Here is a 21992-nt window from a genome sequence, read left to right as displayed (position 1 = left end):
AGGAATGTGATATCAAATGACTGATCTCGCCAATGAAATTCTGCCAGTCAATATTGAAGACGAGTTAAAAAACTCCTACTTAGATTACGCCATGAGTGTAATTGTAGGACGTGCATTACCAGACGTACGTGACGGTTTAAAACCTGTTCACCGCCGCGTCTTGTTTGCAATGAACGAGCTTAGTAATGACTGGAACAAGCCTTACAAAAAATCGGCCCGTGTGGTCGGTGACGTAATCGGTAAATACCACCCACACGGCGACAGTGCAGTTTATGACACCATCGTACGTATGGCTCAGCCATTCTCACTACGTTATATGCTAGTTGATGGTCAGGGTAACTTTGGTTCGGTTGATGGTGATTCAGCAGCGGCAATGCGTTATACAGAAGTACGTATGGCAAAAATGTCGCACGAATTATTAGCCGATCTTGAAAAAGAAACGGTTGATTTTGTGCCTAACTACGATGGCACAGAGCAAATTCCTGATGTATTACCGACTAAAATACCTAACCTGTTAGTTAATGGTTCGTCAGGTATTGCTGTTGGTATGGCGACAAATATTCCGCCACACAACTTAACAGAAGTAGTGAATGGCTGTTTAGCGCTTATTCAAAACCCTGAATTAACTATTACTGAGTTAATGGATTACATCCCAGGGCCTGATTTCCCAACTGCGGCGATTATTAACGGTAAAAAAGGCATTGAACAAGCCTATCAAACCGGCCGTGGTAAAGTGTACATGCGTGCGCGTGCTGACATCGAAACTGATGAGAAAACTGGCCGTGAAACGATTATTGTTCATGAAATCCCTTACCAAGTTAACAAAGCCCGTTTGATTGAAAAAATCGCTGAGCTAGTTAAAGATAAAAAAATTGAAGGGATCAGCGCGTTACGTGATGAATCAGATAAAGACGGTATGCGTATCGTTATTGAGATCAAACGTGGTGACGTAGGTGAAGTTATTTTGAACAACCTTTATTCACAAACTCAGTTACAAACTGTGTTTGGTATGAATATGGTTGCGTTAATTAATAACCAGCCTAAGTGTTTCAACTTAAAAGAAATGCTTGAAGAGTTTATTATTCACCGCCGTGAAGTTGTTACTCGCCGTACGGTATTTGATTTACGCAAAGCCCGTGACCGTGCGCATACGCTAGAAGGTTTAGCGATTGCACTGGCAAACATTGACCCAATTATCGAACTTATTCGTAAGTCACCAACACCTGCTGAAGCAAAAGTTGCACTAACAGCGCGTCCTTGGGAATTAGGTAATGTTAAAGCCATGCTTGATAAAGCCGGTGAAGACAATGTTGCCCGCCCAGATTGGTTAGCAAGCGAGCTGGGTATTCGTGATGGTCAGTACTATATTTCTGAGCAACAAGCTCAAGCAATTTTAGACCTACGTCTACACAAACTAACGGGCCTAGAGCACGAAAAAATTCTTACTGAATACCAATCGTTACTAGACCTAATTGCTGAACTATTATTCATTTTGGCAAGTCCGGAACGTTTAATGGAAGTTATTCGTGATGAGTTAGTTGAAATTAAAGAGCAATATGGTGATGAGCGCCGCACTGAAATTAATGCCGCTGCACACGATATTAGCCTTGAAGACTTAATTAACGAAGAGAACGTGGTTGTGACCTTGTCACACGAAGGATACGTTAAGTATCAAGCGTTAAGTGATTACGAAGCGCAGCGTCGTGGTGGTAAAGGCAAGTCAGCAACTAAGATGAAAGATGAAGATTTCATTGAACGTCTACTTGTTGCCAATACCCACGATACTATTTTATGTTTCTCTACTGCGGGTCGATTATATTGGCTTAAAGTGTATCAGTTACCACTTGCAAGTCGCGCAGCGCGCGGTAAGCCAATTGTTAACTTATTACCGCTTGAAGCAGATGAACGTATTACTGCTATTTTGCCGGTGCGTGATTATGAAGATGATAAATACATCTTTATGGCGACAGCATTTGGTACGGTTAAGAAAACACCATTGACTGCCTACAGCCGTCAACGTGCTAGCGGTATTATTGCCGTTAACTTAAACGAAGGTGATAGCTTAATTGGTGTTGACATTACCGATGGTAGCAACGAAATTATGTTGTTCACTGATGCCGGTAAAGTTGTACGCTTTAAAGAAGCTGAAGAAACCACGGTAGTTGATGAAACTGGTAACCCTGTTCTTGATGAAGAAGGTAAGCCTGAGATTCGCTTCAAAGGTGTACGTCCTATGGGTCGTACTGCAACGGGTGTTCGTGGTATTAAAATGCCAGACGAACAACGTGTTGTATCACTGATTGTACCTAAGAATGACGGTGCAATATTAACAGTGACAGAAAATGGTTACGGTAAGCGTACTCAACTTGAAGACTACCCATCTAAGAGTCGTGCAACACAAGGTGTTGTATCAATTAAGGTGAGTGAGCGTAATGGTGCCGTTGTTGGTGCTGTACAAGTTGATGACAACGACGAAATAATGATTATTTCGAATCGTGGTACCTTAGTACGTACTCGCGTTAATGAAGTTTCTACGGTTGGACGTAACACCCAAGGTGTTATTTTGATCAGAACTATTGACGAAGAGCAAGTAGTTGGTTTACAACGTATAGAAGAGATTGAAGTGACTGAAAGTGACTTGATTGACATCGAAGACGTTGAAACAGTAGATACGGTTATAGATGAAGTAGCGGATGATAATCCTCCTTCAGAATAATTGAGATTGAAAAAAGCGGCCTTGGCCGCTTTTTTTATATGGTTGAAAAAAACTAAAGACACTTGAATTAGTTTAATACCAATTCACTTAATTAAGTGGTCTATTTTGAGGCTGGAAAAACGTGTTGATAGCTAGGCAAAAAATTTGCTATTTAGTTGTTCTAAATGAGAATTTTTTAACGCAGGTAGCGACACGTTTAGCCCCTTAAAATGATTAAGTATTATTGCGGATTGGTATTAGTTCAAGTTAAACAGTAAATTACTGGAATGAGGAAAAGGTAATGAGTATTTATAATTTTTGTGCGGGTCCTGCAATGTTACCACCGGCTGTAATGCAAAAAGCACAAAAAGAGTTTTTAGACTGGCAAGGGCTTGGCGTTTCAGTAATGGAAATGAGCCATCGCAGTAAAGAATTTTTAGCATTAACGGCTAAGTGTGAAGCTAGTCTACGTCGCTTAATGAATATTAGTGATGAGTTTGAAGTGCTGTTTATGCACGGCGGTGGTCGAGGTCAATTTAGTGCCGTACCTTTAAACCTCCACGTTGATGGAAAAAAAGCGGTGTATTGTGAAAACGGCGTATGGTCAAAAAGTGCAACCAGCGAAGCCGATAAGTTTACTCAAACTCACACAATTGACGTACGCAATGATGATAACGGTTTATTTTCTATTAAGCAGGTAGCCGATTGGGTTTTACCAGCCGATGCTGCATATATTCATTACTGCCCAAATGAAACTGTAGATGGTCTAGAGATTTTTGATGTACCTAGTCACCCAACAGCACCGATTGTCGCCGATATGTCGTCGACTATTCTATCGCGCGAAATTGACGTTAATCAATTTGATTTAATCTACGCAGGTGCTCAAAAGAATATCGGCCCATCGGGTATTGCTATCGTAATTGTTCGTAAAACGCTACTTGAGCGTGAAGGGCTAGCTAAGCCAGGTATTTTGGATTACGCCCTTGAAGCAAAACAAGGCAGTATGTTTAACACTCCACCTACATTTGCATGGTATTTAGCAGCTGAAGTATTTGAATGGCTTGAGCAAAATGGCGGTGTAAAAGCCATGGAAACACAAAATACTGCCAAAGCTCAGTTGCTTTATGACTTTATCGATGAGTCTGATTTTTACACCAACAAGGTAGCAAAACATTGTCGTTCACGTATGAATGTGCCTTTTTGGTTAGTTGATGAAAGCCTAAATGATAAGTTTGTTAAAGAGTCAAATGAAGCGGGCTTATTAGCGCTTGAAGGGCACCGTATTGTTGGCGGTATGCGCGCGAGTATTTATAACGCAATGCCACTGGAAGGGGTTAAAGCATTAGTTGATTTTATGGCGGCTTTCGCAAAGGAGAACAGCTAATGGAGCAACTTTCTTTAGCGCCTATTTCACAGGTTAATGGCAGTGTTACTCTGCCTGGTTCGAAAAGCTTGTCAAATCGCATTCTATTATTGGCTGCACTATCAAACGGCACTACGGTTGTAGAAAACTTATTAGACAGTGATGATATTCGTCATATGTTGGGCGCCTTAGCGCAGCTCGGTGTGAATGTGACACTTAATGATGAGCGAACCATCGCGACCGTAGAAGGTGTAGGTGGCGTATTTAAAACGCCAACTGAACCACTGTTTTTAGGTAATGCAGGTACAGCATACCGTCCCTTAACGGCCGTGCTTGCAGCGATTGCTGGGGAGTATGAGTTAATTGGTGAGCCACGTATGGAAGAGCGACCAATTGGCCACTTAGTTGATGCACTGCAAGCCTTAGGTGGTAATGTTAGTTATTTAAAAAATAAAGGTTATCCGCCACTTAAAATTGTCGGCGGGAAAATTTCCGGTGGTGAAGTCGAAATTGACGGTAGTATTTCAAGCCAATTTTTAACTGCGTTGCTTATGGCTGCACCGTTATTTAAAGGTGATACTCAAATTAAAATTAAAGGCACGTTAGTGTCTAAGCCTTACATTGATATTACTCTTGATGTAATGGCGCGTTTTGGTGTTACCGTTGAGCATGACAATTACAGTACTTTCTTTGTAAAAGGTGCACAACAGTATCAAGCCGTTGAGCGAATTATGGTCGAAGGGGATGCTTCATCTGCTTCTTACTTTATTGCTGCTGCAGCAATTGCCGGCGGCGAAATAGAAATTAAAGGCGTCGGTGCTAAATCAGTTCAAGGTGATATTGGTTTTGCTAACGTTATGGAGCAAGTAGGTGCCAAAATTGATTGGTATGACGAACGTTTAGTTGTTCGTAAAGGTGAGCTTAACGGTATTGATATTGATGCTAATGCAATACCTGATGCTGCAATGACACTAGCTACAGTTGCCTTGTTTGCAAAAGGGCCAACGGCAATTCGCAACATTTATAACTGGCGAGTAAAAGAAACTGACCGTTTACACGCTATGGCCACTGAGCTTAAAAAAGTAGGGGCTGAAGTAGTAGAAGGGCATGACTTTATTGAGATCACACCGCCAAAACAGTTTAATAATGTGGCTGTAGATACCTATGATGACCATCGTATTGCCATGTGCTTTGCAATGGTGGCAGTAGGGGGTAAGCCCATAACGATTAACGATCCAGCCTGTACTTACAAGACATTCCCAACATTTTTCAACGTGTTAGCATCTGTCAGTAAATAGGCTATTTATAAGTATTTATAAAAAGTTACATACTAAAAGCGGATAATCTTTAATAATTGACGTATAATGTGGCGGTTTATTTTGGTGTGCATTGAAGGAGGTTTTAAATGCCGGCGTTATTAATGCCCGTAATCACCGTAGATGGCCCAAGTGGTTCTGGTAAAGGAACTGTTTGTCGCTTATTGGCTGAAAAATTAGGCTGGGATGTGTTAGATAGCGGTGCAATTTATCGCGTACTTTCACTTGCAGCACTTCATCACCAAATTGCGTTAGATAACGAAGAAGCACTGGTTCCATTAGCTGCAAATCTTGATGTGCAGTTTTTGATAGACAGTGACACTAATGCAGGAAAGATTATTTTAGAAGGCGAAGACGTAACAACCACTATTCGAAATGAAGAAGTGGGAGCTGCAGCGTCTAAAGTGGCGGCATTGCCGCGAGTTCGTGAAGCGTTACTTCGTCGCCAGCGTGCGTTTAGAACTGAAAATGGCTTAATTGCAGATGGTCGCGATATGGGCACTGTTGTGTTTCCTGATGCGCCATTAAAGATATTTCTAACCGCAAGTGCAGAAGAACGTGCTCGCAGACGTTTTGTTGAGTTGAATGAGCGCGGGCTTGATGTTACACTAAGTGGTCTATTACAAGACATTCGAGCACGTGATGATCGCGATATGAATCGCGCCGTTGCGCCGCTTGTACCTGCAGAGGATGCGATTGAGCTTGATACTAGCGAACTCAACGCACAGCAAGTCTTTGATAAAGTTATAACTTTATTAGATTCAAGCATCTCTGAAGGTAAGCTTCCTAAACGAAGCTAAACACATTTTATGCACCAGCAGGACGCCAGTGCTATTTTAACAACCCCATGCAGCATGGTTGCTTATTGGTATTAATATATGAGACGTATATTCGTATGTCAGAAAATTTTGCGCAGTTATTTGAAGAAAGCTTAAAGGGTTTTGAAGCAGAGCAAGGCTCTATCGTTAAAGGTACAGTAATCTCAATCGAGAACAACATTGTACTTGTAGATGCTGGTCTTAAATCAGAAAGTGCTATCCCTGCAGAGCAGTTCAAAAATGCTGCTGGTGAACTAGAAGTTGCTGTTGGCGACGAAGTAGATGTTGCACTAGATGCAATCGAAGACGGTTTCGGTGAAACTATCCTTTCTCGTGAGAAAGCGAAGCGTCACGAAGCGTGGATCCGTCTTGAGAAAGCATGTGAAGAGCAAGAGACTGTTACTGGTGTTATCAACGGTAAAGTTAAAGGCGGTTTCACTGTTGAAGTTGATTCAATCCGTGCTTTCCTACCTGGTTCACTTGTTGATGTTCGTCCAGTACGTGACACAACTCACCTTGAAGGCAAAGAGCTTGAATTTAAAGTAATCAAGCTTGATCAAAAACGTAACAACGTTGTTGTTTCACGTCGTGCAGTTATCGAATCAGAAAACTCACAAGAACGTGAAGAGCTTCTTGCTAACCTTGTTGAAGGTCAAGAAGTTAAAGGTATCGTTAAGAACCTTACTGACTACGGTGCATTCGTTGACCTTGGTGGTGTTGATGGTCTACTACACATTACTGACATGGCGTGGAAGCGTGTTAAGCACCCTTCAGAAATCGTTAATGTTGGCGACGAAATCGCAGTTAAAGTTCTTAAATTCGACAAAGATAAAACTCGTGTATCTCTAGGTCTTAAACAGCTTGGCGAAGATCCATGGGCAGCTATCGCTGGTCGTTACCCAGAAGGTTCTAAACTTTCTGGTCGTGTAACTAACCTTACTGATTACGGTTGCTTCGTAGAAATCGAAGAAGGCGTTGAAGGTCTAGTACACGTTTCTGAAATGGATTGGACTAACAAGAACATCCACCCTTCAAAAGTTGTTTCACTTGGTGACACTGTTGAAGTTATGGTTCTTGAAATCGACGAAGAACGTCGTCGTATTTCTCTTGGTCTTAAGCAATGTATTGCTAATCCTTGGCAGGAATTTGCTCGTCTACAAAACAAAGGCGACCAAGTTACTGGTAAGATCAAATCAATCACTGACTTCGGTATCTTTATCGGTCTTGACGGTGGTATTGATGGTCTTGTACACCTTTCAGACATTTCTTGGAATACACCTGGCGAAGAAGCTGTACGTGAATTCAAGAAAGGCGACGAAATCACTGCTATCGTATTGCAAGTTGACCCAGAGCGTGAACGTATCTCTCTAGGTGTTAAGCAAATCGAAGCTGACCCATTCAATAACTACCTTGATGCAAACAAAAAAGGTGCTATTGTTAAAGGTAAAGTGACTGAAGTTGATGCGAAAGGCGCAACTGTTGAACTTATCGAAGGCGTTGAAGGTTACATCCGTGTAGCTGATATCGCTCAAGAGCGCGTTGAAGATGCAACTACTGTTGTTTCTGTAGGCGACGAAATCGAAGTTAAATACGTTGGTGTTGATCGTAAGAACCGCACTTTAAGCTTATCTGTTAAAGCTCTTTTCGAAGCAGAAGAGAAAGAAGTACTAGAGAAGCTTAAGAAAGAAGAGCCAGTGTTCGAAAACGCAATGGCAGCTGCTTTCGCAAATGCACAAAAAGACTAATTAATTATAGTCTTTTAATTGGAAGGGCAGTTTATGCCCTTCCACTATTTCTTTTTAAGGAAACGCTATGACTAAGTCAGAACTGATAGAAACACTTGCTGAACAACATTCACATATTCCTGTTAAAGATGTTGAGAACGCTGTTAAAGAAATTCTTGAACAAATGGCCGGCTCATTATCTTCTTCAGATCGTATTGAGATCCGAGGTTTTGGAAGTTTCTCTTTGCATTACCGTGCGCCTCGTACAGGTCGCAATCCTAAAACAGGTGAAACTGTAGAGTTAGATGGTAAGCATGTACCTCATTTTAAGCCAGGCAAAGAACTACGTGACCGTGTAAACGAGAGCATTGCTTAGTAAACTTATTGGAGTAGTTACTTGTTCAAGGTATTAAAAATTATTCTGGCAGCACTATTTTTAATTGGTGCATTTGTATTGGGTTCGCAAAATCCACAATTAACACAAATTAACTACATAATAGCCAGTAATACATTACCTTTAGCCGTTATAATAAGTATCTGCTTTTTGTTAGGTGTTGTAGTGGGTTGCTTTGTGAGCTTTAAATTGTTTACGCAATTAAAGTGGCAAAATTACCGTTTAAAAAAGCAATTAACGCCTGAAAAAGATAATAAAAAGCGTATTGCCAACAAAGATACCTAATTATGATTGAGCTGTTGTTTTTACTGCTTCCTGTTGCCGCCGGTTATGGCTGGATCATGGGGAAAAACAGTGCGAAAAATCAGGCTCATCAATTTAATCGTCAAATTACTTCTGAATACAGTAAAGGCTTAAAGTTTTTACTAGACAGAGAAGAAGATCAGGGGCTTGAGCATTTAATTAATTTGCTCGAAGTAGCTGCTGACTCTGTAGAACACTATTCTACCTTAGCCACTATGTTTCGCCGCCGTGGTGAGCTCGACCGCGCAATAAAAATTCATGAATTGCTATTAAAACACCCAAGCCTTAACGAGAAACAAGCTGCCAATAGTCGGTTAGAATTAGCCGAAGACTATATCATGGCAGGTTTACTCGATAGCGCAGAAGAACATTTAATATGGCTGGTAAAAAATAACCATGAAGATGCTCTTGAGCCAATTATCTCCTTATATTCACAGACCCGTGAATGGGAAAAAGGCATTAATATGTTTGAAGCGCATACTGAGCTTTTTTCAAAAGAGCAACACTTCAAAGCCATCGCAAACTTTTACTGTGAACATGCTATTGCCAGTAATAACCCTCAACTTATGCGCAAAGCTATTAGCTTAAACTTTAAAACAATCAGACCTCTATATGAACTCGGTTTGTCTGCCTATACAAAAGAGGATTACGTTAAAGCAATTTATTATTGGCGAGAACTTATCTGCCAATTTACCTTTTTTGCGCCATTATTTATTGATAAGTTAGCGCATAGTTATAAGCAACTAAAATTAACCCATCAGTTTCATGAACTCGTTGCTGAGTTATTAGAAAAAGGTGGAGTAATGATAAAAATACAGCACTGCCAAGCGTTGCTTGAGCAAGGCCACACAGAACAAGCCTTTGAGTTTTTAACTGATAGTTTAAAACGTCAGCCCACCATCCGTGGTTTTAGTTTTTTATTGCAGTTAATGAGCGCCGAAAATAAAAATACAAAAGATGTGCTTAATCAAATAGATAAACTTGTAACCTCATATATTGCTACTAAGCCTGACTTTCAATGTCAGCATTGTGGCTTTACAAGTTACACCATTTATTGGAATTGCCCTTCGTGTAAACATTGGGAAACCATTGTGCCTAGCAGAGGCTTAGACGGATTTTAATCTTTATACTTTTCGCTCACTAGTAGGATAGTTATGTCTTTCGAACAATCAAAAAAAATTCTTATAGCTCTTGATTATGATGATCAGCAAACTGCTTTAGCTTTTGTTAAACAGTTATCACCGGATACCTGTCGATTAAAAGTGGGTAAAGAAATGTTCACTTATTTTGGCCCTGCATTTGTTAAAGAGCTGGTTGATTTAGGTTTTGATGTATTCTTAGATTTAAAGTTCCACGATATTCCAAATACTGTTGCTAAAGCAGTAACTGCTGCAGCTAAAATGGGCGTGTGGATGGTTAATGTTCATGCAAGTGGTGGTTTTGAAATGATGCATAAAGCTAAGCAGGCACTTGAGCAGTTTGGCGATAAAGCCCCATTATTGATTGCAGTGACCGTTTTAACCAGCATGGATGAAGCAGAGCTTAAACGTTTAGGCATTAGTAAATCACCACAAGAGCAAGTGATGCACTTAGCAAAACTAACCAAACAAGCAGGGCTTGATGGTGTAGTGTGTTCAGCACAAGAAGCACAAAGTTTAAAAGCAGCATTGGGAGACGAGTTTAAATTAGTCACCCCAGGTATTCGTCCTGCTGGTAGTGATGCGGGCGATCAAAAACGTATTATGACACCTAAAGAAGCCATTGAAGCTGGCAGTGACTACCTAGTAATAGGGCGTCCTATTACTCAGGCACAAAACCCGGTGCAAGTATTGAGTGATGTAAATAAATCAATAGCTTAAACTTAAAGTTTGCATAATTATAAGGAGTTTATTACAACTCTTTTTGTTTGTGCTACATTTAATTACGGCTATGCAGTGAGGAACTAACTTTGCGTTTAATAATGTTTGTAGTGGTAATTATCATTAGTGGCTTTGCTGTTAATAAATATGTTTTTTCAACTAAAATGTATGATGATGTTTCGAATGTTACTGATTTGGTATCTGATTACCCCGTTGATTTGTTTAAGTTTAAAAAAATCGCTCAAAATTATGCTCAGCATTTGTGCTATACAAATGAAGGTGTTTTAGCTGGACTTAATATAAGTAGCAAAGAGTGTGTTGATGTACACGATGAAATGCAGAATGAGTGTACAAAAAAAGTTTTTAGATTAGCGCCGTTAAATATGACGTCTAAGAAAGAATTAATTGAATATTCAAATCAATATTCACGTTGTACCTTACCTTACAAAAACATTAAGTTATAAATTTTAAATACGAAAAAGCCACCTAAGTTTATACCTAGGTGGCTTTTTTATTGAATTATTTTAAACGAATAGACTTAGCTTCAATATCAATTAAGCCTTGTTTAAATAACCCACCAATGGCTTTTTTGTAGTTTGCTTTACTGGTCGAAAATACTTTTTTAATTAATTCAGGTTCAGACTTATCGCCTATGGCTAATATGCCACCTTCATCTTTTAGTTTTTCCATAATTTTTTCGCCAAGTTCACTGACTTTACCCATACCTGGCTTTTCAAGTATGACGTCAATTTTTCCGTCTTCACGTACTTTTTGAATAAACCCTTTGAGCTTTTGACCAACAAATAGGTTTTTAAATACCATGTTGTAAAATACAACACCAAAATGAGATTCTTCAATAAGTACTTTGTAGCCGATATCGGTTTTACCTGCCACAATTAAATTAACTTCTTGCAAGTGGCTATATTGCGGCTCGTCTTTTGATAAAAAGCGATTAAAGTTGGTTGAAGCACAAATTCGTTGACTAGCATTATCAAGATATAAACGGACTAAATAAGAGTAGCCTTCTTGCATACGCGGTTTTTGTTCATTAAACGGTGCAAGTACGTCTTTTTCTAAACCCCAATCTAAAAAAGCCCCAATGCTGTTTATTTCTTTAACGCGCAGTAGGGCATATTCACCGACTTGTGCGTGTGGTTTTTTAGTTGTTGCTGTTGGCAGGTTTGCGTTATCTAAAAAGGTAAAAACGCTGATGCTATCGCCAGCTTCAAGTTCATGTTTAATCTCGTGTTTAGGTAAAAATACTTCACCTAAGTCATGGCCATCTAAATAGGCACCTTCATTACTGACTTCTTTTACAAATAGGGTTTGGGTAGTTCCAAGGTTACTCATAATTATTCCTGCTCAGGCTTTTTTTTACGACGCATCGGGGTATCACCATCAATGTTAAGTGGTGCTTTAATTGGGGCTGCTGGTTTTTTAGGTTTCGCTTTGCGTTTTTGCTGTGGTTTTTTATCAGCCACTACCTTTTTAATTGGTTTAACTGGCGTTACTTTTTTCTCTTTGATGCCCTTAAATTTCGCTTTTAAACCATCAACCGTCGCAAACGACAATTCGTCATTTAAAAATGACTTTATTGCTAAATAACTTGCCCAATCTTTAGGACCAACAAATGATAGCGCGTTGCCTTTAAAACCAGCTCGGCCTGTGCGACCAATACGGTGAACGTATTCTTCAGCGTGTTTTGGTAGATCAAAATTAATAACATGGGTAACACTGAGTAAATCTAAACCGCGAGATGCAACATCAGTAGTAATTAATATTTTAAAGTTCTCACGGCTAAACGCATCCATAATATCTAGGCGCTTACTTTGAGTTAAATCCCCGGCTAGTGCGACAGACTTAAAGCCTTTACTATTTAATGCCTCGCTTAAGCGACTGGTATCAGCACGTGTAGCGGTGAATATAATACATTGCCCTACATTGTCTTGATTAAGAAAATGCTCAAGTAGCGCTTCTTTATGATCAAGATGATCGGCTAAATACAATGTTTGTTTAATATCACTGTGTTGCTCATTGGCTGCACTGAGCATAATTTGTTTTGGTTTTTTTAATAAATTACGCGAAAGGGCATCTACTTGAGCATGATCTAATGTCGCTGAAAACAATAGGGTCTGGCGTAATCGGTGATCTGCCAGTTCATTAATTAACTTAAGCTGGTCGGTGAAACCTAAATCCAAAATACGGTCAGCTTCATCAAATATAAGTAGCTCTAAGCCACTTAACTGTAAAGAGCGTTGCTTTAAGTGATCGGCTAAGCGTCCTGGTGTAGCAACCACAAAATGTGGGTCGTTGCGCAGTGCTTTAATTTGGTCGTTAAAGTTTTCACCACCGAGAATTTTAACTGCCTTGATATTGGTACCGGCAATAAGTAATCGTAGTTGGGTGAACACTTGGGTTGCAAGCTCACGAGTTGGAGCAACAATAAGTACACGAGGATCACGTTTACTGAGTGCTTTTTGTTTCATTACTCGCTGCACTGCAGGTAATAAAAACGCTAAAGTTTTGCCTGACCCAGTTTTTGACTGAGCGAAAATGTCATGTCCAGCGAGTGCCGTTGGCACAGCATGAGCTTGAATATCGGTAGGCTGGGTGATCCCTTGGTGCGCTAATTGTGTTTCTAGGCGAGTATCAATCCCAAGATCAGTAAAGTGCAATGTATATTTCTCCAATATGAGCAAGTCTTGTAAATTTATCCGCGCATTATAGCCCACTGAGCCACTGCGCTAACAGTAAAAAGCGCATTATCATCCATTTTTTTGCATTTAAATAAAAAAAGCGTAAAATACGCGCCCCATATGCGCCGGATTTACGATTCGGTAAACGCCCCTTGCGGGGTTTAAAGGCAAAATAGGAAAACCATGACTGCTATCCATAAAGATAATGTAACCAGCGATCACTTTGTTGTGTGCGCACTGTATAAATTTGTTTCTTTACCTGATTTTGAAGCACTTCGCCAACCTTTACTTAATCTAATGGAGCAAAACGACGTGCGTGGTACTTTGTTAATTGCCGCAGAAGGAATTAACGGAACTGTTTCAGCAAAACGTGAAGGCATAGATAACTTACTGGCGTGGTTAGACACCCAGCCTAATTTAGACAATATTGTTACTAAAGAATCATATGATGACGAATGCCCGTTTTACCGCACTAAAGTAAAACTTAAAAAAGAAATCGTGACTATGGGTGTGGAGGGCGTTGACCCATTAAAAGTAGTGGGCAGTTATGTTAAGCCAAATGAATGGAACGCCCTTATTTCTGATCCAGAGGTTATCCTTGTTGATACCCGAAATGATTATGAAATTGAAATTGGTACGTTTCAAAACGCGGTCGATCCAAACACGAAGACGTTCCGCGAATTTCCGCAGTGGGCCAAAGAAAATCTCGACCCAGAAAAGCATAAAAAAGTAGCTATGTTTTGTACAGGTGGTATTCGCTGTGAAAAATCAACAGCTTATATGAAAGAGCAGGGCTTTGATGAGGTATACCACCTTGAAGGCGGCATACTAAAATACCTAGAAGAAGTACCAAAAGAAGAAACCATGTGGGAAGGCGAGTGCTTTGTATTTGATAACCGTGTTGCGGTAAATCATGACTTACAAAAAGGCTCATATGATCAGTGTCACGCATGTCGGATGCCTATCACAGAAGAAGAAAAACAAAAGCCTGAATACATGGAAGGGGTGTCGTGTCATCATTGTATTGATGATGTAACCGACGAGCAGCGCGCTCGTTTTGCTGAGCGTCAAAAGCAAATAGAATTGGCACAAGCACGCGGTGAAGGCCACATTGGTAACGAAGCACAAGCTGCTTTACAGCAACGTAAAGAAGCAAAAAAAGCGCAAAAAGACGCACAACGAAATAAATAATGCCACGCGTTTATTTATTCATTAAAAAACCTCAGTAAATACTGAGGTTTTTTATTTAAAAGTAATTTATAAATAGCGAGCTACATTGCTTAGCAGCTTAAAGGTTTGATACTCACTTTGAGCTTAATCAACGAATACAATAACTTTTATCTATCGGCGTAAGTGTAATTTTATTAGCTGAATTTACAAGAACACATTCTGTGTTTTTATCGAGTTTTTTCTTTTGAATAACCGTAAATTCACCTTCATCAGCAGCGTATAAGTTATACTGATAAGCCGTATTACCTCCCTCAAATAATGCAGTAAATAACCCTCCAACTAAACCGCCGACAATAGCGCCACCAATCATTTCTTCGCTGTTGCCATCTAAGCTGTCAACAAAGCCAAAACCCGCTCCCGCAGCTATGCCTGTTCCAACTTCTGAGGAAAGTGTTACTTTTTGCTCTGACTCAACAGATGTATAATAGCGTTTAATTAATTGATTTTGACTCGTACGATCAACCCCTTGTGATGCACAGCCACTAAGTAGTAAAACCAAAATTATACTTTTATTCATAAATACTCGTTTGTATATTCACTCTAATGACCAAATCATAGTGTTTAATACGCACAAAATATGTGGTGATTTTGTAGGCTGGTGTAAGAATATGTATTAAATACGTGGGTGTTTAATTTCAGCGTGTTGTTTTGCTAATTAGTCGTACTAAGCTATTTATTGATCATAGAGGTGTTAAACTGCGTAACATAATGGAAATAATAATTAATTAGGGTGATCCTTTGAAGTCGCAAAATCTTTTAATGGGCATAACGGCCTTATTTTTATCGGTTAGTTTGCCAGTAACTGGTGCTAGCGTGGTCGTTGAAAATATCGCTATGGAACAAGCCCAACAGCAGGTTCAGGCTGTTGGTAATGCTGAAGCTATCCATTCTGTTATTTTATATCCTGCCGTAGGTGACAAAGTAGCAGCGGTTCATTTTAAACCTGGCGATAAGGTTAAAGAAGGTGATATTTTACTTGAGCTAGATTCACGTAGGCAAAAAGCGGCCCTTGAAGAGGCTAAAATAAAATTAGCAGATAGTCAGCGAACTTTAAAACGTTTAAAACAAAGCCAAGCTAAAGGAGCTGTTCCGCAAAGTGATGTAGACGATGCAAAAACCATCGTGGAGCTTGCAAAAGTTACTCTCACTCAAGCCGAAACTGAATTAGAAGACCGCCAAGTCCGTGCCCCTTTTAATGGCACTATGGGGCTGACTGACATTGAAGTGGGTGACAGAATCACAACACAAACAATGATTGCTAGCATCGATGATACCCGCCAGTTATACATTAATTTTAACGCGCCTGAATCAGCGATTGCGATGCTCAGAAATAATGCTAGTGTACGAGTGTTCCCATGGCAATCGCAAGCGCCTGTTGAGGCAGAAATAGCTTATTTAGACTCACGTATAGACCCACAAACTCGTACCTTAAGAGTCAAAGCAAAGTTAAATAACAAAGATCAACAATTCTTACCGGGTATGAGTTTTCGAGTACATATAGAAGTATTAGGTCAACGCTTTGCCGCTATTCCTGAAGCAGCACTACTGTGGGGCGCAACGGGTCCATATGTGTGGACGAGTGTGGATAACAAAGCTACCCGGGTTGATGTGAAAATAGAGCAACGCTTGGCAGGGCGCTTACTCGTATCAGGGGCATTACAGCCAAACGATACGTTAGTTGTTGAAGGCGTTCAGCGCTTGCGAGCCAATCAAGAATTAAGCTTTACTGCACCTATCGCTAGTACGCAGGAGTAGCCATGAAACAGCAACCTATGATGCAAGACTTGCCGTCTATGGCAATTCGCCGCCCTGTACTTATTGTGGTGCTTAATTTATTAATAATTATTGCCGGTATCGCCGCTATAGCTGGCGTAGAAGTGCGAGAGCTTCCTGATGTAGATAGGCCGCGTATTACGGTATCAGCTTCGTTTCCAGGTGGTTCCCCAGAAACCGTTGACACTGAAGTCACCAGCAAACTTGAAGGTGCTGTTGCCCGTGTGAGTGGAGTTAAATCTATTCGTGCACAAAGTGAAGAAGGCAGCTCACGTATTGTGGTTGAATTTAGACCTGGTGTTAATCTGGATGATGCCGCTAATGAAACGCGCGAGTCAGTTTCGCGAGTGCAAAGAGAGCTCCCAGAAGAGGTTGAGCGTGTATCCATTATAAAAGCCGATAATGATGCCGAGGCGGTCGTATCACTCACCGTATCAAGTGAGAGTTTATCGTTAGAGGCATTAACCGAGCGAGTTGATGTTGACTTAGCACCACAGTTTTTAACTATTCCCGGTGTTGCTGATGTGCGCTTAAACGGTGATAGAGAACGAGTGCTTAGAGTACGTATAGATCCGCTTAAGCTCAGTAGCTTTAATTTAACTATTCCCGATGTTGCTGACGTTCTCAGGCAAGCTCCCTTTGATGTGCCTGCAGGAAGTTTAAAATCAAACGATCAGCAAATCATTGTGCGTGCTGATGCTACCTCGGTCACACCAGATGAAGTCGGTGATATTATCATTCGTGGTGATACCCGTATTAGCGATATCGCCGCGGTATATTTTGGCCCGGCAGATCCACGCTCTATGGTTAGGCTCAATGGTAAACCCGTTATTGGTATGGAAATTATCCGCCAAGCGCAATCTAACACCATAGAAATATCAGATGAAGTTCTAAAGCTTATAGAGGGAATGCGTGAACGCTTTCCTCAGATGGAATTTACCTTAACATCAGATGATGCGCAGTTTATTAGAAGTTCAGTGGATGAAGTTATTAACTCATTAGTGCTGACAGTGCTGCTAGTTATCATCACTTTATGGGTGTTTATTGGTTCTTGGCGCGCAACCTTAGTGCCCGCATTTGCCATTCCGGTTGCTTTGATTGGCTCGTTAGCACTGATATGGGCACTGGGTTTTTCCATTAATATTTTAACCTTACTCGCATTGGTACTTGCTACAGGTTTAATTGTTGATGATGCGATTGTAGTGAGTGAAAACATTCAACGCCAACGTGGATTAGGCCTAGGCAGGCGTGCCGCAGCGGTTGTTGGCACCCGTGAAGTATTTTTTGCCGTTATAGCCACCACGGCAGTGTTAGCAGCTGTGTTTGTTCCCATCGCTTTTTTACCCTCTACAGCAGGGCGTTTATTCAGAGAGTTTGGCGGTGTTCTTGCCGGTGCTGTGATCATATCAAGCTTTGTTGCGTTATCGTTAGTGCCGGCACTTACCTCTAAGCTAAAGCTTAAGCAAGGCGGTTTTCATCCATTTGCTAAGTTTGGTAACGTACTTGCTAATTTATATACCAAAACAATTCATAAAGTTCTCGATCATGCGTGGCTTACTTTTATTGCCTGTTTATTAGTCGCAGGCGGCTCAGGTGCATTGTATATGAGCTTAGATAACGAGCTATTACCAACAGAAGATCGCGGTAAAATTAGAATATTTGCTCGTGGGCCAGATGGCGTAGGCTTAAACTTTATGGACAGGCAAGCTATTAAAATGGAAGACACCTTACTGCCTTTCGTCGAAAGCGGTGAAATTGAATCTATTTACACAGTAGTTGGTCAATGGGACCCTAATATTGTGTTTATTACTGTGCCTTTAAAACACTGGGATGAACGCAACTTTAGTCAACAAGAAATCATCAATAAAATTCGACAGCCTTTAATGAATATTCCTGGAGCACCCGCATACGCAGGGGGGGCTAATAGTTTAAATTTACGTGGCCAAGGTGGCGGAATCGAAATTGCTTTGCTGGGGCAAGATTACCTTGAAATATTTAAAGCTGCACAGCAGTTTTCAGCAGATCTTGAAAAAGCAGTACCTGAAGTTGCACCGGTTCGCGTATCGTATCAGCCATCGCAACCACAACTTCGCGTCAATATAGACAGACGACGCGCAGAAGAACTCGGTGTATCGTTAAGTGATATAGCCATTACTTTAAGAGCTGCCATTAATGGCGACGATATTGCCGATTTAAATATTGGCGATCAGTCAATACCAATTATGTTACAGGCTCAAAATCAAACCATTAATGACCCCAGTGATTTAGCAAATTTATATGTAAGCGCCCGCGATAATCAATTAGTACCGCTCAGTAGTATAGCTAATATTACAGAGGAAGGCGTAGCTGCAGAGCTTGAGCGCCATGCTCAGCGACGTGCCATAGAATTAAGCATGGAATTACCCGAAGGTTTAACTATTGCCACACTGGTAGAGCAAATAAAACAAGTGTCTGAGCAATCATTACCAGCAGGTATTACCCTAGCGTTTAAAGGGGAAGCTCTGACATTTGAAGAGACCTCAAACGAAGTATTAATGACCTATGTATTGGCATTTTTAATTGTATTTTTAGTATTGGCAGCACAATTTGAAAACGTTAACAGCGCCATTGTGGTGATGATTACTGTGCCATTTGGTATTACATCCGCTATTTTAGCACTGTACTTAACCGGCACATCACTCAATATTTATTCGCAAATTGGTCTGGTAATGCTTATTGGTTTAATCGCTAAAAACGCAATTTTATTGGTCGAGTTTGCTGATCAATTAAGAGATAACGGGCTTAGTGTTCGAAAAGCGGTTGAACAAGCTGCATTGGTACGCCTACGACCCATTACCATGACCTTAATTTCTACTTTATTGGGTGCATTACCGCTTATTATGTCAACAGGTGCGGGCGCTGAGGCGCGTAATGCGATTGGCTGGGTGGTGTTTGGTGGACTAGCATTAGCGGTATTGTTTACGCTTTATTTAACACCGGTGATTTATTTAGGACTTGCACGTTTTACCAGCCCTCGCGGCGATGAGTCAAAACAATTAGCGCAGGAGTTAGAGCAAGTAGATAATTAATTGCTAACTATTTACGTAAATTGGCTATTTTTCTTTGAAAAAATAGCCAATTAGGCTCACAATTCAACTAGATTCACGCCACAAGGATTCCCTATGCAGGCCGAGCAAGTTGAAATAGCCCAATTTTTAGTTGAACATCCCCCATTTGATACGCTTCCTACTGAGGCATTGAACGAATTAGCAATGCAAATAGAGGTTGCTTACTTTCGTGCCGAAACTGATATCCTGCATTTAGGGCAAGATATTAGTGACTTGTATATTATTCGTAGTGGCTCAGTTGAGATTTCACGCCGTAATGGTGAACTCTATAACCGCTTAGCTACAGGCGGTATTTTTGGCCAAATGGGTTTATTGATGAACCGCAAAGTGCGGTTTCCAGCTCGTGCACTTGAAGATACCTTAACGTATTGTATTAATGTTAATACCTTCAACGAATACTGTGATAAATACGAAACCTTTGCTGACTTTTTCGAAGTGGATGGCAACGTACGCTTGCACCAAGCAATAGTAGAGCAAGCCGACAGCAATGATTTAACCACCGCAAAAGTTAAATCATTATTACATCGCGATGTAGTCACTGTTACTACACAAACCCCCATACAAGACGTCGCGTTTTTGATGACACAAGAATCGGTCTCTTCAGTACTTGTTACTGATATAGAAAAACAAATAAGCGACGATCCAGAAGAGGATGACGGTCAAGTCGTCGGGATCATCACAGATAGAGATATCCGTACCAAAGTTGTTGCCCAAGGACTTACGTTTGATACGCCGGCGAAAGAGGTAATGACCTCAGGGTTGGTTTTGCTCGATAGTAACTCTTACGTTTTTGAAGCTGTTTTAGCCATGCTCAGAGATAACTTACATCACTTGCCTGTGGTACATAAAAAGCGACCAATAGGGGTGATATCGCTATCTGATATTTTACGCTATGAATCACAAAGTAGCTTATTGTTAGTACGCGGTATTTTAGCTCAACAATCGGTTGATGACTTAGTTCATTACGCCCGCCAATTACCTAATGTGTTTGTGCGTATGGTAAACGAAGATGCTAATTCGCATATGATAGGGACCGCTATGGCAGTAATAGGACGTACCTTTAAACAGCGCCTATTAGCCCTAGCAGAAGAAAAATTTGGCGAGCCGCCCATTCCTTATTGTTTTATTGCGCTGGGCTCAATGGCACGGGATGAGCAGTTAATTGTAACAGATCAAGATAATGCACTGATTTTAGATAATAGCTTCGATGAGGCATTGCACGATGAGTATTTTCAAAACTTATCAGACTTTGTGTGTGATGGCTTGGCTAAGTGTGGCTATACCTATTGTGATGGTGAAATTATGGCCTCGTTTAAAAAATGGCGTATGACCCGCGAACAATGGCAAGAAAAATTTGCTAGCTGGATGGCCGAGCCCAAACCGCAAGCACTGCTCAATAGCTCGATATTTTTTGACTTAGATGGTGTGTGGGGTAAGTTAAAATGGGCCGATGAGCTTAAAACGCTGGTGGCAAAAGAAAGCAAAGTAAATAAACGCTTTTTAGCTAACCTTGCTGCTAATGCTCGCAATCGAACGCCACCATTGGGATTTTTTAACGGCTTTGTACTTGAGCACAATGGCCAACATAAGCGCTCAATGAACTTAAAACGTCGTGGTACAGCGCCGCTATCTGATGTGGTTCGCGTTCATGCATTAGCGGTCGGTTCACGTAAACAAAATTCGTTTGAGCGCTTAGAGGATATTATCGAGGCTAACTTATTACCCAAAGGCAAAGCACAAGATTTGCGTGATGCATTTGAATATATTGCCACTGTACGTATTCGCCATCAGGCATGGCAGATAGAGCAGGGGGAAGCGCCCGATAATGATTTAGACCCGCATTTACTCTCACCATTTGAGCAAAGTAATTTAAAAGAAGCTTTTGCGATTTTAGAAAAAGCGCAAAGCTTTTTAAAGTTTAGTTATTCTGCTCATTCAGGTGTGAAATAAGTTATGGCTAAATCACCGTTAGATTGGCCACGTCGTTACGAGCAGCTTTTACATAGTGCGCAAAACTCGTTGCTTAAGGAGTTTTATAAGCAGGCATTTACCAATCAGACTGCTCCACTTAAAGATGTACCTTTTGTGGCGCTAGATTTTGAAACAACAGGTCTGGACGCTAATACCGATGATATTGTTAGTGTGGGGTTAGTGCCTTTCAATGTTAATCGTATTTACTGTAAAGAGAGCCGCCATTGGGTAGTACAACCACGACGAGATTTGAGTGAAGAGTCGATTGTTATCCATGGTATTACCCACTCAGAAGTGGACGAAGCTCCCGACCTCAATCGAATTTTAGCCCCACTTCTTGATGCACTTAAAGGGAAAGTGGTGGTGGTGCATTATGCCGCCATTGAGCGCCACTTTTTTTATAATGCGCTGCTCACACGTATAAAAGAAGGGATTGAATTTGCTCTAGTCGACACTATGGAAATTGAAAGGCGAGCGCTTAGAGCGCGTCAAGGGCTACTAGGTAGGCTATTTAATACAAAACTAGGCTCATTACGGTTAAGTGATACAAGGGAGCGTTATTCCTTGCCATTGTATCAAAACCATAATGCACTGACTGACGCTTTAGCCACCGCAGAATTACTGCAAGCTCAGCTGAGTTATCATTATCGGTTAGATACACCACTAAGTGAAATTTGGCTTTAGCGAAACGTTATAAAATATTATAGGAAAAATAGAGTAAAAAAAACGCCGCAATTAGCGGC

General features: G+C 40.8%; 18 protein-coding genes. 15 read left to right on the top strand and 3 right to left on the bottom strand.

The window, feature by feature from the left end; genetic code table 11:
- Window positions 1–16 precede the first annotated feature (16 nt).
- The 10 genes from gyrA (at window position 17) to DK924_RS06750 (ending at window position 10936) form a co-directional block, all read left to right on the top strand.
- The gene (gene gyrA, locus DK924_RS06795; RefSeq protein WP_109874678.1) at window positions 17–2716 is read left to right on the top strand and encodes a DNA topoisomerase (ATP-hydrolyzing) subunit A; all 2700 of its coding nucleotides are present in this window, start codon (window positions 17–19) and stop codon (window positions 2714–2716) included.
- 280 nt (window positions 2717–2996) lie between these two features.
- On the top strand, window positions 2997–4079 hold the full coding sequence (gene serC / locus DK924_RS06790) for a 3-phosphoserine/phosphohydroxythreonine transaminase (RefSeq protein ID WP_109874677.1): 1083 nt from the start codon (window positions 2997–2999) through the stop codon (window positions 4077–4079).
- Window positions 4079–5356 (top strand): 3-phosphoshikimate 1-carboxyvinyltransferase, encoded by a 1278-nt coding sequence (aroA, locus tag DK924_RS06785; protein ID WP_109874676.1) that lies wholly within the window; start codon window positions 4079–4081, stop codon window positions 5354–5356. Before serC ends, aroA begins: the two co-directional genes overlap by 1 nt.
- Window positions 5357–5463: 107 nt before the next feature.
- On the top strand, window positions 5464–6174 hold the full coding sequence (gene cmk, locus DK924_RS06780) for a (d)CMP kinase (protein WP_075169266.1): 711 nt from the start codon (window positions 5464–5466) through the stop codon (window positions 6172–6174).
- Window positions 6175–6269: 95 nt separating this feature from the next.
- On the top strand, window positions 6270–7937 hold the full coding sequence (rpsA, locus tag DK924_RS06775; RefSeq protein ID WP_002961176.1) for a 30S ribosomal protein S1: 1668 nt from the start codon (window positions 6270–6272) through the stop codon (window positions 7935–7937).
- A gap of 67 nt (window positions 7938–8004) precedes the next feature.
- Window positions 8005–8292 carry an integration host factor subunit beta gene (ihfB, locus tag DK924_RS06770; protein WP_008114744.1) on the top strand — a complete coding sequence of 96 codons (288 nt, stop codon included), beginning with the start codon at window positions 8005–8007 and terminating at the stop codon, window positions 8290–8292.
- A gap of 21 nt (window positions 8293–8313) precedes the next feature.
- Window positions 8314–8595, top strand: a complete 282-nt coding sequence (locus DK924_RS06765; protein ID WP_008114742.1) for a lipopolysaccharide assembly protein LapA domain-containing protein — start codon at window positions 8314–8316, stop codon at window positions 8593–8595.
- Window positions 8596–8597: 2 nt separating this feature from the next.
- On the top strand, window positions 8598–9734 hold the full coding sequence (gene lapB, locus DK924_RS06760) for a lipopolysaccharide assembly protein LapB (protein WP_054200876.1): 1137 nt from the start codon (window positions 8598–8600) through the stop codon (window positions 9732–9734).
- Window positions 9735–9767: 33 nt separating this feature from the next.
- Window positions 9768–10472 carry an orotidine-5'-phosphate decarboxylase gene (gene pyrF / locus DK924_RS06755; protein WP_054200877.1) on the top strand — a complete coding sequence of 235 codons (705 nt, stop codon included), beginning with the start codon at window positions 9768–9770 and terminating at the stop codon, window positions 10470–10472.
- Window positions 10473–10561: 89 nt separating this feature from the next.
- Entirely contained in the window at window positions 10562–10936 is a 375-nt protein-coding gene (locus tag DK924_RS06750; protein WP_010389930.1) for a hypothetical protein, read from the top strand.
- A gap of 55 nt (window positions 10937–10991) precedes the next feature.
- On the opposite strand, the gene DK924_RS06745 is transcribed toward DK924_RS06750, so the two are convergent.
- The gene (locus tag DK924_RS06745; RefSeq protein WP_109874675.1) at window positions 10992–11822 is read right to left on the bottom strand and encodes a S1 RNA-binding domain-containing protein; all 831 of its coding nucleotides are present in this window, start codon (window positions 11820–11822) and stop codon (window positions 10992–10994) included.
- Between the two features lie 2 nt (window positions 11823–11824).
- Entirely contained in the window at window positions 11825–13147 is a 1323-nt protein-coding gene (locus DK924_RS06740) for a DEAD/DEAH box helicase (protein WP_075169264.1), read from the bottom strand.
- 204 nt (window positions 13148–13351) lie between these two features.
- Between DK924_RS06740 and DK924_RS06735 the strand changes: the two genes are divergently transcribed.
- Entirely contained in the window at window positions 13352–14359 is a 1008-nt protein-coding gene (locus DK924_RS06735) for a rhodanese-related sulfurtransferase (RefSeq protein WP_109874674.1), read from the top strand.
- Window positions 14360–14486: 127 nt separating this feature from the next.
- On the opposite strand, the gene DK924_RS06730 is transcribed toward DK924_RS06735, so the two are convergent.
- Window positions 14487–14915: a hypothetical protein gene (locus DK924_RS06730; protein ID WP_109874673.1), complete on the bottom strand. Its 429-nt coding sequence runs from the start codon at window positions 14913–14915 to the stop codon at window positions 14487–14489.
- A 242-nt stretch (window positions 14916–15157) separates the two neighbouring features.
- On the opposite strand from DK924_RS06730, the gene DK924_RS06725 reads away from it, so the two are divergent.
- The 4 genes from DK924_RS06725 (at window position 15158) to DK924_RS06710 (ending at window position 21933) form a co-directional block, all read left to right on the top strand.
- Window positions 15158–16153: an efflux RND transporter periplasmic adaptor subunit gene (locus tag DK924_RS06725; protein WP_055013297.1), complete on the top strand. Its 996-nt coding sequence runs from the start codon at window positions 15158–15160 to the stop codon at window positions 16151–16153.
- A gap of 2 nt (window positions 16154–16155) precedes the next feature.
- Window positions 16156–19239: an efflux RND transporter permease subunit gene (locus DK924_RS06720; protein ID WP_109874672.1), complete on the top strand. Its 3084-nt coding sequence runs from the start codon at window positions 16156–16158 to the stop codon at window positions 19237–19239.
- A 93-nt stretch (window positions 19240–19332) separates the two neighbouring features.
- Entirely contained in the window at window positions 19333–21228 is a 1896-nt protein-coding gene (locus tag DK924_RS06715; protein ID WP_054200884.1) for a DUF294 nucleotidyltransferase-like domain-containing protein, read from the top strand.
- A gap of 3 nt (window positions 21229–21231) precedes the next feature.
- The gene (locus DK924_RS06710) at window positions 21232–21933 is read left to right on the top strand and encodes a 3'-5' exonuclease (RefSeq protein WP_109874671.1); all 702 of its coding nucleotides are present in this window, start codon (window positions 21232–21234) and stop codon (window positions 21931–21933) included.
- Window positions 21934–21992: the final 59 nt, after the last annotated feature.

Source organism: Pseudoalteromonas sp. meg-B1 (assembly GCF_003173795.1).
Classification (GTDB): domain Bacteria; phylum Pseudomonadota; class Gammaproteobacteria; order Enterobacterales; family Alteromonadaceae; genus Pseudoalteromonas; species Pseudoalteromonas undina.
The sequence above is the reverse complement of the archived record's forward strand: the minus strand, read 5'-3'. Positions and strand labels throughout refer to the sequence as shown.